Source organism: Frankia sp. CoWAU3 (assembly GCF_977971855.1).
This window is the reverse complement of sequence record NZ_CDWWXB010000082.1, coordinates 1-11,712: the sequence shown is the minus strand read 5'-3', so window position 1 is coordinate 11,712 and position 11,712 is coordinate 1. Positions and strand designations below refer to the sequence as shown.

General features: G+C 70.8%; 10 protein-coding genes. 1 reads left to right on the top strand and 9 read right to left on the bottom strand.

All coding sequences use genetic code 11. The annotated features are described in order from the left end of the window. The coding region (locus AC08ON_RS09675; RefSeq protein ID WP_476616811.1) for a RidA family protein at positions 1 to 384 on the bottom strand (384 nt) is incomplete at its 3' end. A gap of 135 nt (positions 385 to 519) precedes the next feature. Beyond that, on the bottom strand, positions 520 to 783 hold the full coding sequence (locus AC08ON_RS09670) for a cell division protein CrgA (protein WP_476607223.1): 264 nt from the start codon (positions 781 to 783) through the stop codon (positions 520 to 522). A gap of 430 nt (positions 784 to 1,213) precedes the next feature. Here AC08ON_RS09670 and AC08ON_RS09665 point away from each other — a divergent pair, with 430 nt between their 5' ends. Next, positions 1,214 to 1,990, top strand: coding sequence for a DUF881 domain-containing protein (locus tag AC08ON_RS09665; protein WP_476607224.1), 777 nt, complete (start codon positions 1,214 to 1,216; stop codon positions 1,988 to 1,990). Here AC08ON_RS09665 and AC08ON_RS09660 read toward each other — a convergent pair. The 7 genes from AC08ON_RS09660 to AC08ON_RS09630 all read right to left on the bottom strand — a co-directional run bounded on the left by AC08ON_RS09660 (position 1,987) and on the right by AC08ON_RS09630 (position 11,240). Beyond that, positions 1,987 to 2,637, bottom strand: coding sequence for an aminodeoxychorismate/anthranilate synthase component II (locus AC08ON_RS09660; RefSeq protein WP_476616810.1), 651 nt, complete (start codon positions 2,635 to 2,637; stop codon positions 1,987 to 1,989). The genes AC08ON_RS09665 and AC08ON_RS09660 overlap by 4 nt on opposite strands. 98 nt (positions 2,638 to 2,735) lie before the next feature. Beyond that, on the bottom strand, positions 2,736 to 4,766 hold the full coding sequence (gene pknB, locus AC08ON_RS09655; RefSeq protein WP_476607226.1) for a Stk1 family PASTA domain-containing Ser/Thr kinase: 2,031 nt from the start codon (positions 4,764 to 4,766) through the stop codon (positions 2,736 to 2,738). Then, entirely contained in the window at positions 4,763 to 6,391 is a 1,629-nt protein-coding gene (locus tag AC08ON_RS09650; RefSeq protein WP_476607227.1) for a serine/threonine-protein kinase, read from the bottom strand. Before AC08ON_RS09650 ends, pknB begins: the two co-directional genes overlap by 4 nt. After that, entirely contained in the window at positions 6,388 to 7,830 is a 1,443-nt protein-coding gene (locus tag AC08ON_RS09645; protein WP_476607228.1) for a peptidoglycan D,D-transpeptidase FtsI family protein, read from the bottom strand. The genes AC08ON_RS09650 and AC08ON_RS09645 overlap by 4 nt, the downstream gene beginning before the upstream one ends. Then, positions 7,827 to 9,323, bottom strand: a complete 1,497-nt coding sequence (locus tag AC08ON_RS09640) for an FtsW/RodA/SpoVE family cell cycle protein (protein ID WP_476616809.1) — start codon at positions 9,321 to 9,323, stop codon at positions 7,827 to 7,829. Before AC08ON_RS09640 ends, AC08ON_RS09645 begins: the two co-directional genes overlap by 4 nt. Positions 9,324 to 9,336: 13 nt before the next feature. Continuing rightward, complete coding sequence (locus AC08ON_RS09635; RefSeq protein WP_476616808.1) at positions 9,337 to 10,746, bottom strand: PP2C family protein-serine/threonine phosphatase; 1,410 nt, start codon at positions 10,744 to 10,746, stop codon at positions 9,337 to 9,339. Next, a complete protein-coding gene (locus AC08ON_RS09630; RefSeq protein ID WP_476616807.1) occupies positions 10,743 to 11,240 on the bottom strand; it encodes an FHA domain-containing protein FhaB/FipA in 498 nt (165 codons plus the stop codon). The genes AC08ON_RS09635 and AC08ON_RS09630 overlap by 4 nt, the downstream gene beginning before the upstream one ends. Positions 11,241 to 11,712 lie beyond the last annotated feature (472 nt).

The following is an 11,712-nucleotide window of genomic DNA, read 5'->3' as shown; positions in this document are numbered from 1 at the left end:
CCCAAGGATCGCCTCGGCTTCCACTTCGACGACCCAACGCTCGTCGAGTAGTCCCGCAACGACGACCATCGTGGCGGCTGGGCGGATCGCGGCGAACAGCTCGCCGTGGACGGCGCCGACGGCCGGAGCGTGGGCGGGATCGGTGATGAACATCCGGGTACGGGTGACGTCACCGAGATCGGTGCCCGCCTCGCGCAGTGCGGTGCGGATGATCTCGAAGCACCGCCGGGTCTGCAGCTCAGCGTCCGGTGGAACCGTGTCGTCCGGCCACACCGGCCCAGTCCCACTGACGAACACGCGTTCGCCCACGCGGAGCGCTCGGGAGAACCCGATCGTGGCTTCGTAGGGTGAGGAGCCGGAAATCTTCTGGCGTTCAGGATACAACAGGATGCCCTGGGTAATCGGTGATCAAGGTGGAGGTATCCACACTTGTGGACAATGGTTGTGGATGAATAATACGGCTGGAAGCTCTTGCGGTTGTGCCGGGCGTGGCCATCGGGCGTCTGGCGTGCGGGCCGGCTATCGCCACTGGGTCGACACGGCCAGTCCGACGACGACAAAACCAAACCCGATAAGGCTGTTCCAGCCGCCCAGCCCCTCCATCCCCAGGACGCCGCCGTTGGAGAAGTAGTAGACGAGCAGGTAGGCGATCCCGACCAGGAAGAACGCGAGGATCAGACCGCCGAACCAGGGCGGGGACGGCGGCTTCCGCCTGCGTGCCGACGCGCCCGCGGTGGTGGTCGGGGTTGGCTTCTTGGGCTTGCGGCGTCGTGACTCGGGCACTGCGGAACTCCTCGATGGCCGTGCGTGGACGAGAGCGGCGACCGTCGTCGCCGTCCTCGTCCGGCCATCGGCGGTCTCGCGCTGGGTACCAGCGTAGACAGGGTGTCCGTGGAAACGCCGTTGCGTACCGGCCGGCTGGATTCACCTCCGGTCGGGGCCCGGGCGACGCCGACGTCGCGGCCGGTGCCGGGACGATCAGACCGATGTGGCATCGAGAGCGCCATCGGCCGCGTAGCCTGCGCGGGAGGCGATACCTCCGACGCGGCGGACGGATCGCCCGGCCGGGCTGGTTGTGGCATGGTCGCGTGCCGCCCCCGGCGATTCATCGGCATGCATGGGTGAACCGTTCAGCGGGGCCCGAGGGAGATTGGGGACGACGGTGCACGGCTGGCTATGGCCCTGGCCCTGGCCGGGGAGCCGGTCGCGGCGGGTGATCTGGGCGGTGTCGCTGTTCTGGGCCGGCGTGCTGTCCGGCGTCGTGCTGTCCGGCGTCGTGGTGCTGGACGGCGGCCCGTTCGATCGGGCCGGCCCGCGGGACACCGCCGCTTGGGCGGCCCAGGAGCGGGCGGGAGTCGCGCAGGTTGTCGACGAGGAGGCGGGCTGGGTGGCCGACCGCCGCGCCGGGCTGGACGCCGCGTCGCGGCGGCGCGCGACCACGGCGCAGGCCGTCCCGTCGGGGGCACCGGGCTTCGCGCTCGGGACCGATGCCGCCGCCCGGTCCCTGGTCGAGTTGCTGGCCGGTCCCGCGGGGTTGGCCCCGGTGCGCGGGCCGGCGCTGACCGTCGAGCTGGACGACGCCCCGCGGGAGGGCCGGGGCGGCCCGTACGCCCCCGGCGTGCCCGCCCCGAGGCCCGACGATCTCATCGTGCACCAGCAGGATGTCCAGGCGGTCGTGAACGCGCTGTGGGCCGGCGGCGCCGAGGCGATGAGCATCATGGACCGCCGGGTGACGGCACTGACGGCGGTCCGCTGCGTCGGGAACACTCTTCTGCTGCACGGCGAGGTCTTCTCCCCGCCGTTCCGGATCACGGCGATCGGGGAGGTCGCCGCGCTGCGCTCCAGCCTGCGGGCCAATCCGCAGGTCACGATCTACCGGCAGTACGTCGACGCCTACCGGCTGGGATACCGCGTCGAGGAGGCCGCCGACAGCCGGCTACCCGGCTACGACGGGCCGATCGACCCGTCCGGCATCGCCAGGCGCGGCTAGGAAAACGCCGCCGTCCGCAGGGTCTCGACCTCGGCGGACAGCCCCGGCGCGAGCCTGCGCGCCGCGCCGCCGTCGCCGCACTGGTCCAGCCAACGGGCGAGGATCAGGTGGCCGCCCTGGGTGAGGACGGACTCCGGGTGGAACTGCACGCCCTCGAGCGGGAGCCGTCGATGGCGCAGCGACATCACCACGCCGCTTTCGGTCCGGCCAGTCACCTCGATTTCCTCGGGAAGGGTGTCCTCCTCGACGGCCAGCGAGTGGTAGCGGGTCGCGACGAACGGCGACGGCAGGTCCGTGAGAACGCCGGTCCGGTCATGGCGGACGACCGAGGTCTTGCCGTGCAGCAACTCCGGGGCGCGGTCGACGGTAGCGCCGAACGCGACCGCGATCGCCTGATGGCCCAGGCACACCCCGAGCAGCGGCATGCCGCCCGACGCGCAGGCTCGCACCATGGGAATGCTCACGCCGGCCGCCTCGGGCGTACCCGGTCCCGGGGAGAGCAGGACCCCGTCGACGCCGAGCGCGGCGAGGTCGGCCGGCGTCATCTCGTCGTTGCGGCGCACGATGCATTCGGTCTCGAGCTGGCCCAGGTACTGGACAAGGTTGAAGACGAACGAGTCGTAGTTGTTGATCACCAGGATGCGCATCAGATCGTGACCTCCCGCGGCATCAGGCACCCTGCCGTGGGCGGCCGCAGTCCCATACTGCCTGAGCAGCCACGACCGCCTCCGTCGGCGCGACGACCTCAGGTGCCGCCACCGCCGGAACCGCCACCGCCGTTGCGGCCGCCCAGCCTCCCCCCCAGGCCGCCCGGCTTCGTCGTGGCCGGTGTCCCAGGGGTGGGATTACCCGTCGGGCTCGGCGAAGTGCTGGTCGGCTCCGTGGTCGGGGTGGGCCCGGTCGGCGTCTCGGTTGGAGTCGGTGGCGCGGTGGTCTGGATCTGCTGGGCGACGGACAGCGTGATGGTCGAACCCCGAGGGACGTTGCCGCCGGACGGGCTCTGGTCCACAACCGTCCCCGGCGCCACGTTGTTGTTCGCGACGGGCTGCTGGGCCGCCCTCAGCCCGTAGCGGCCGAGCTCGGCGGCGGCATTGTCGTACGTGCGGTTGCGCACGTCGGGAACGTTGACGTTCGGGCTGACCACGTTGAGCGTGACCGTGCTGCCGCGCTTGACGGCCGAACCCGCCTGCGGATCGGTGCTGTCCACCGTGCCGACCTTCTGGCTGGTCGGGTTGCCGTAGGCCATCGGGTTCGGGACCAGCCCCAACGCCCGCAGCGCAGCCTCGGCCTCGGCCTGGGTCTTCCCGATCAGGTCGGCGGGGATCTGGACGTCGTCGGCGGCCTTGCCGATCGATAGGGTGATCACCCCCTTGGCGGCGACCTCCTTGCCCTCGGCCGGGTCGACCGCCGTGACCCGACCGGCCAGGTCCGGTGAGTCGACCAGCTTCGTGACCACCTCCCCCCCGAAGCCGGCGCTCTGCAGCCGGGCGCGGGCCTGCTGCTCGTTCTGCCCGACGAGGCCGGTCGGGACGAGGATCTTCTTCGTGGAGGCGGTGTTGTTGCCGGTGCTGAGGAAGGTCGTGGCGAGCAGGACGACGGCGACGAAGACGATGACGATTCCGAGACCCGCGAGGATGTACTTCCACGCCTGGGAACGCTCCTGGTTGGGAACGGCCTGCCGGTCGATGGCCCCGGTCACGTCGTAGCGGTCGAACGGACCGGTGCCGAACCGGCCGTCGTCGTAGGGGACGTCGCGGTAAGTGGTCTGGTCGTCGTCGCGGTAGCGGTCCCGGGTGGGATAACCCGCTCGGTCACCGCGGCTGAGGATCGCCGTGCCGGGCGCAGCCGGGCCGAGGGTGGTGGCGGCCCCGCCCGCGCCACCACCTCCCATCATGGCGTGCACGCGCCGTCCGGCCAGCGCCCGTTCCAGATCGTCGCGCATCTCACCCGCGGTGCCGTAGCGGTCGTCGGCGTCCTTCTCCATCGCCTTGAGGACGATCGCGTCGGCCTCGGGGGAGATGTCGCGATCGTGAGCGGACGGCGGCAGCGGATCCTCCCGCACGTGCTGGTAGGCCACGGCCACCGGGTTGTCCCCGCGGAACGGCGGCGACCCGGTGAGCAGTTCGTAGAGCAGCACCCCGGTGGTGTAGACGTCGCTGCGGGCGTCGACGCGGGCTCCTCGGGCCTGCTCCGGGGACAGGTACTGAGCGGTGCCGATCACCGCCGCCGTCGCGGTCATGGTCGAGGAGGTCGCGGTGGTGGCGCGGGCGATGCCAAAGTCCATGACCTTGACCGAGCCGTCCGGGCTGAGCATCACGTTCGCCGGCTTGATGTCGCGGTGGATGATCCCCATCCGGTGGCTGTAGTCCAGGGCGGCACAGACGTCGGAGGTGATCTCCATGGCGCGGCGTTCGGTGAACCGGCCCTCGGTCTGCAGCGCGTCGCGCAGGGTCCGCCCCTCGATGAACTCCATCACGATGTAGGGGATCTGCGCCCCGTTGATGACGTCCTCGCCCGTGTCGTACACCGAGACGATCGCGGGGTGGTTCAGCGCGGCCGAGGACTGCGCCTCTCGGCGGAACCGGGCGAGAAAGGTGGGATCACGGGCGAGGTCCGGGCGCAGCGTCTTGACGGCGACCTCACGGCCGAGCCTGATGTCACGGCCGCGGAAGACCTCCGCCATGCCGCCATAGCCGATGCCCTCGCCCAGCTCGTAACGCCCGCCGATGATCTGCGGCCCAGCCCCCGGGGCATACATCTCCGTCACGTCGGTCACGAATACTCCCCTGCTGTCGCCCCTCCCGCGCCGGAAATCGCCGACCCGGCGTTACCGCTGACGATTTCATCACCGATTGCGGTTGGGTAGACCACCCTCGGTGGTGTGGTCGCGGAGTTCGATGCGGAATTGCTGCCGGAGAACAACCTGTTGGTCGCGAATGCGACGATCACCACGGTGAGGATCAGCAGAATGATCAGAAGTGGCAGTGGCAGGGCGGGACGGGAGGCCGCCTTCGGCCGGTGCCGTCGAGCGGCTCGCCCCTCCCAGCCCGGCCGCAGATCATCCGGGCCGTCCGGGCCGGACGGATCTGGGGGGCCGCCGGGGGTACGGGCCCACGGCGGCGGACCCGGGTGGTAGGCGGTGCCGGGATCGCGGGGGCCGCCACGGTCCGGCGTCCCGTAGGCCGAGCCGCCGTATGCCGGCTCGGGGCCACCGTACGCCGTGTCGGGGCCGCCGAAGGGCGGGCTGTGCAGGGCCGTTGCAGGTACGTCGGGTCCGCCGAGCATGGCTTCCGGGCTATCGGGAACCGCCTGGGCGTTGTCCGGCGGAGCGCCGGTGCGCCCCGGTCCACTGGTGCGACCGGACGGTGGCGGTGCGGCCACCCAGGACGGTGGCCGGGTGCGCGAGGTGGATCGGGGCGGGCGAGCGGCGGCACCGGCGGGCGGGAGGACGGCGCCCGGCCCCGGATGGCGGGCGGTCGCGTCCGGTGCGCCGGGCCAGCGCGCAGGCTCCGGGCTCCACAGACTGCGCCGGATCCCGGCCGCCGAACGCGCGAATGCCCCCGCCGAACTGGGCCTGCGCGCGGGGTCCTTGGCCATCGCCGAGTCCACCAGGGCCCGTACCTGGTAGGGGATGTCGGTCGGTAGCGGGGGCGGGGTGTCCTGCTGGTGGGCCATCACGACCACGATGGGGTTGCGGTCGTCGAAGGGGCGGCGACCGGCGAGGCACTCGTACGCGACGACGCCGAGCGAGTAGACGTCGCTCGCCGGTGTCACCGGACGCCCGGACGCCTGCTCGGGGGACACGTAGTAGGCCGTCCCCATCATGATGCCGGTGGCGGTGAGCGGCGCGGCGTCGACCGCGCGGGCGATCCCGAAGTCGGTGACCTTCACCGCGCCGTCCGGGCGCAGCAGCAGGTTGCCGGGCTTGACGTCGCGATGGACCACGCCGAGGGCGTGCGCGGCCTGCAACGCGTCGGCCGCCTGCCCGAGGATGTCCAGCGTGCGTTCCGGGGACAACCGTTTCTCCCGGTGCAGCGCGGCGGAGAGGGGTTCCCCCTCCACCAGCTCCATGACCAGGTAGGCGGTCGGGTAGTCGTCGGCGGTCGCGACCTCGCCGTAGTCATAGACCGAGGCGACGCCCGGGTGTGACAGCCGGGCGGCATGGCGGGCCTCGCCGCGGAACCGCACCAGGAACGACTCGTCGCTGGCGTACTCCGGGCGCAGCAGTTTCACCGCGACGGGGCGGCCGAGGGTCTGGTCCAGGCCACGCCAGACCTCACCCATGCCGCCGGCGGCGATCCGCCCGTTCAGGCGGTACCGGTTGTCGAGGACGGTGTTCGGCGACGCGGCGCCGGCGAAGGGCTGCGACGGGGAGATGGGATTGCCCGGGGAGTTGTTCATGGCTTGTCCAATGCGGCCTGTATGACCTGTTTCGCGACGGGGGCGGCGACGGCACCACCGGTACCCAGCTCGCCGCCGCCGTCCTCGACGATGACGGCAACCGCGATCTTCGGAGCGTCCGCCGGGGCGAACCCCACGAACCAGGCGTGCGGCAGGCTGGTGCCGTGCTCGGCGGTCCCCGTCTTCCCGGCGACGGCGACGCCGCCGATCTGCGCCCGCCGACCGGTCCCCGACGTCACCACGCTTTCCATCATGGTCGTGAGCTGGGCGGCCACCTCGCGGCTCACCGGTTCACCGAGTTTCTTCGGCTCGGTTTTGCTGATCCTCTTGAGGTCCGGGCTGCGCAGTTCGGACACGAGATAGGGCTTCATCTCCGTGCCGTCGTTGGCGATCGCCGCGACCACCTCCGCCATCTGTAGGGGCGTGACCCGGACGTCGTACTGGCCGATCGCCGACTGCGCGGTCTGCGCGGCGTCGAGCTTGGCGGGGAAGACGCTACGGGCCTGCTGCAAGGGGAAGTCGGGGAAGGTCGCGTTCAGGCCGAAGGCCTCGGCCTGAACGCGCAGGGTGTCGGCACCGAGATCGATACCGAGCTGTGCGAACGCGGTGTTGCAGGAGATGGCGAGCGCGTGAATGAGGGTGTCGGTCTCGCCGTCGCCGCAGCGTTCGCCGCCGAAGTTCGGCAGCCGCACGGTGCTCAGTGGGAGCGGTAGCTCGTCGGGTGCCGCGACGCGAGTGTCCGGCGTCCTGCCTTGTGACAGCGCGGCGGCGGCGGTGATGAGCTTGAAGGTCGAACCGGGCGGATAGGTCTGCTGGGCTGCCCGGTTCAGCAGCGGTTGATCTGGATTGCCCGACAGCAGCCCATAGGCATTGGCTGCGGCCTTCTCATCATGGGCCGCCAGCGCGTTCGCGTCGTAGGACGGGTTGGTGACCATCGCCAGGATCGCGCCGGTCGACGGCTCGATGGCGACCACCGCGCCCTTGCGGTTGTCGAGCGCCTCCGCCGCCGCCTTCTGGACGGCGGGGTTGATCGTGGTGACCACGGAACCGCCGCGCCGCTCCGCGCCGGTGAACAGGCCGGTCACCCGGCTTGCGAGCAGCCGGTCGTCGTCTCCGGACAGGAAGACGTCCTCGGACCGCTCCAGGCCTGCCGCCGTGAACAGCGTGTAGTAGCCGGTGACGTTGGAGTAGAGCTGCCCGGCCGGATACTGCCGCTGGTACTTGTACTGGTCGTTCGACGGCACCGAACGTGCGATCTCCACGTCACCGGCGACGATCGCGCCCCGCTGTCGTTCCAGGCGCTCGGTGATCTGACGCCCGTTCGTCGGCTGGGACTTGAGGCTGCCCGCCTCGCCCACCTGGAGCCAGTTCGCGTTCACCAGGAGCGCGGCGAAGAGGAGCATGCAGGCGACGGCGACCTTGCGCACCGTGCGGTTCATGTCGTCTTCACCACCTGGGTGGGACTCTCGGCAACCGCGCCCGGGTCGAACAGGGGGGCATCCGGCACCGGTTCGGGTGCGCGGCGGGCGGCGTCGCTGACCCGCAGCAGCAATGCGATGATCGCGGCGTTGGCCACGATGGACGACCCGCCGTAGGAGACGAACGGCAGCGTGAGCCCGGTCAGCGGGATGAGCCGCATGACCCCGCCCACCTGCACGAACACCTGCAGCGCCAGGGTGAAGGACAGCCCGGCCGCCAGCAGTTTGCCGAACGGGTCCTTCGCGCCGAGGGCCGCGCGCATCCCGCGCAGCACGACCAGGGCGTACATCATCAGGATGGCCATGACGCCGGTGAGACCGAGCTCCTCACCGAGGCTCGCCATGATGAAGTCGGTGTTCGCGAACGGCACCTTCTGCGGGTGCCCCTCCCCGAGCCCCGTACCGGTGATGCCACCGGCGGCGAAGCCGTAGAGGCCCTGCACGAGCTGGTACGACGTGCTCGACGGGTTGTCACCGTCGAAGGCGTGCAGCCAGCCGTCCACCCGGACCTGGACATGGCTGAACATGCTGTGCGCGATCACGGCACCGAACAGAAACAGCACGAAGCCGACCAAGAGCCACGATGCCCGCTCGGTGGCGACGTAGAGGACGACCATGAACATTCCGAAGAACAGCAGGGACGAGCCGAGGTCCTTCTGCACGATCAGGATGCCCAGGCTCGCCAGCCACGCCACCAGTACCGGCCCGAGGTCGCGGGCGCGCGGGATCCCCATCCCGAGAAAGGAGCGGGAGGCCACCGAGAGGACCTCGCGTTTGTTGACCAGATAGCCGGCGAAGAAGATCAGAAGAATGATCTTCGAGACTTCGCTCGGCTGGAAGGAGAACGGCCCGATCCGCAGCCAGAGGCGCGCGCCGTTGATGGTCGCGCCGATGCCAGGCGCGATCGGCAGCACCAGACCGACCAGACCGACCAGACCGGCCGTGTAGGCGTACCGGGCGAGCGAGAGATGATCGCGTACCAGCGCCAGCACCAGGATGAAGACGATGACCGCCAGCAGGGTCCAGACGAGCTGCGTCTGCGCGGCACCGGGCGGAATGTGGGTTCCCGCCCGCTCGGCGGCATCCGCCTTGGCGAGGTCGAGCCGATAGATCATGACCAGGCCCAGGCCGTTGAGCGTGACGACGACCGGGAGCAGCACCGGATCGGCGGCCGGCGCGAACCTGCGTACCGCCAGGTGGGCCAGCGCCCACAGGCAGAAGAAGCCGAGACCGATGGAGAAGATCCCGAGCGAGACCTGGCCGATGTCGGCGAAGGTCAACGCGACGAGCGCGCTGGTCGCGAGCACGCCGGCGAAGATCATCAGGATGAGCTCCCGGCGCCGGTAGGGCGGGAGGTTGGTGCCGGTGGGCAGGGGGAAGCCGGCGAAGGTCGCGGTGAGGTCCGCCGACCTCGGCCTGCGCAGCGGAGGTAGGGGGATCGGCGGGCGGGTCATCGCTGGCCTGAGATCACGGTGAGGGGGTGGGGACGGGTGCGGTCGGGCATCCCGGGACCGTGACGCCGGCACCGGTCGCCGGCTGGCACAGGGCGGTGGACAGGAGGGAGGAGCCCGAGGTGCCCGACGGCGCCTTGGAACGGTCGGTCGGACTCGGACTCGGGCGTACGGAGGGCGTGGCCGGGGTCCGTAGGCGCGAGATGATCTTCTCCGCATCGTCACGGCTGCCGGCGCGGATGCCTCGTCGGAGCTCCGCCTGATCGGGTTCCGCAACCTCCGACAGTGGCTGACGGCGGGGGAGTACCACCGAGGACAGCGGAATGCCCTTCACTCCCTGGAAGAGAGCGACGTGTTCGTCGTCAACGCCGACATAGTACTGCCCGCGCACGTAGGTCCACCCGGCCGCGGCACCGGCCGCGATGAGCACGAACACCACGGTGGAGACGAACAGGACCCGCCGCCCGGAGCGCCGCCCCCCGGATCCTTCCGGGTCGGAGTCGTCGCCGTCGTCGTCGCCGCGATCGCTGGCCTGCGCCTGGCGGTCCCGCCGGTGGAAGCCCGGCCGACCGATACGGGCCGCCTTCGCCGCCGCGGACTCGTGGTCGGGGTACTGGGGATTCGGCCCGCTGCGGGCCGGCGACGCGCCGGGAACCGCCCGCTTCTCGGCTGCCGCGCCGGCTACGAGGGGATAGGGTTCCGCCTCGCCGTGGTCCTCCTCGATGTCGGCGACCACGACGGTGATGTTGTCCGGGCCGCCGCCCTTGAGGGCCAGGTCGACCAGCTGGTCGACCGCCTCCTGCGGGGTGGGCAGCAGCAGCGTCTCGAGGATTGTCTCCTCGCTCACCACCCCCGACAGACCGTCGGTGCACAGCAAGTAGCGGTCTCCCGCGATCGCCTGGCGCACGGAGAGATCGGGCTCGACCTCCCGACCGTCGAGCGCCCGCATCAGCAGCGAGCGCTGCGGATGGGTGTTCGCCTGCTCGGGGGTGATCCGACCCTGGTCCACGAGATCCTGCACCAGGGTGTGATCGTGGGTGACCTGGCTGAGGACGCCGTCGCGCAGCAGGTAGGCCCGGGAATCGCCGACGTGCAGCACCCCGAGCATGTCACCGGAGGAGAGCACGGCGGTCACCGTGGTGCCCATGCCGTCCAGCGCGCTGTTCTCCAGCGACATCTCGCGCAGCTGTCGATTGGCGTCCCGGACGGCCTCGTTCAGCTCCGTCACGAGATCGTCGCTGTCGATCGCGTCGTCGAGACCCGCCAGGCGGGAGATCACCGTTGAGCTGGCGACCTCCCCCGCGGCATGACCACCCATGCCGTCGGCCACCGCCAGCAGGCGGAGCCCGGCATAGGCTGAATCTTCGTTTCCTTCCCGTACGTGCCCGACATCCGAGCGGACGGCGAAGTGAAGCCTGAGGCTCACCGGTGGAGCTCCAGGACCGTCTTCCCGATCCTGACCGGCGCGCCGAGAGGTACCGGCATGGGACTGGTCACCTTCGTACGGTTGAGGAATGTGCCATTGGTCGAGCCCAGATCCTCCACGAACCACTGCCCGTCGTGGGGCACGAGTCTCGCATGCCGCCCGGATGCGAAGTCATCCTCGAGGACCAGAGTCGAGTCCTGTGCCCGTCCGATGGTGACAGGTGCCGTTCCTAGCGGGATCGTTGTGCCGGTCAAGGGGCCTTTGGTCACCACGAGTTTGCTAGGTGTCTGTGGCTTGCGTGGAGGTTGGGGTGGAGTGCGCGGCGGCGTCGGCCGGACCAGGGGGGGCGGCTCGCGCCGCTGCTGACGCTTGGTGGGGCCGAACATGTCCAGCCGGACGGCGCGCACGGCGACCAGAACGAATCCCCAGAGGAGGGCAAGGAATCCGATCTTGACAACCAGCAGTACGAGTTCGCTGGGCTCGGTGAGGTCCATCGGGCGCTACCAGCCTCGAGCTGATCTGGGTCGGCCACGTCGACCATCCCCGCCGGGAGGCTCCGCGGCGGCGCGGCCGGGGAGCTCCGTGTCGGCGTCGTACACGTCGTCGAGGGGTTCGAGCCCATCGGGCGGCGAACCGGAGCCGGGCCGGCGGCCGGGGTTGCTCGGCTCGCGGTAGGGGTCGGCTCGCCGAGGAGCGTCGGCTCGTCCCTCACGCCCGTCACGGGGGTCACGGTGATAGGGGTCACGACCACCGCGGTCGCGCGGCCGGTCGTAGCCATGATCCTGTTCCGGTGTCCGGTCCCGTTCCGGTGTCCGGTCCCGGTACGGGTCCCTCCGGTTCTGGTATGGGCCGTCCCGGTACCCCGGCCCACCGCGCCGATCACGATCGGCGTACGGGTCGACGCGGCCGGCGCGTGGCGACGAGCCGCGCCGGTACGGGTCGTCCGGCGCGGGCGGGGGCGTGGGC

Excerpts from the sequence above, each read along its gene's own strand:
- AC08ON_RS09650 (WP_476607227.1), bottom strand. The coding sequence starts at position 6,391 with ATGAACAACTCCCCGGGCAATCCCATCTCCCCGTCGCAGCCCTTCGCC.
- AC08ON_RS09660 (WP_476616810.1), bottom strand. The coding sequence starts at position 2,637 with ATGCGCATCCTGGTGATCAACAACTACGACTCGTTCGTCTTCAACCTT.
- AC08ON_RS09630 (WP_476616807.1), bottom strand. The coding sequence starts at position 11,240 with ATGGACCTCACCGAGCCCAGCGAACTCGTACTGCTGGTTGTCAAGATC.
- AC08ON_RS09645 (WP_476607228.1), bottom strand. The coding sequence starts at position 7,830 with ATGAACCGCACGGTGCGCAAGGTCGCCGTCGCCTGCATGCTCCTCTTC.
- AC08ON_RS09640 (WP_476616809.1), bottom strand. The coding sequence starts at position 9,323 with ATGACCCGCCCGCCGATCCCCCTACCTCCGCTGCGCAGGCCGAGGTCG.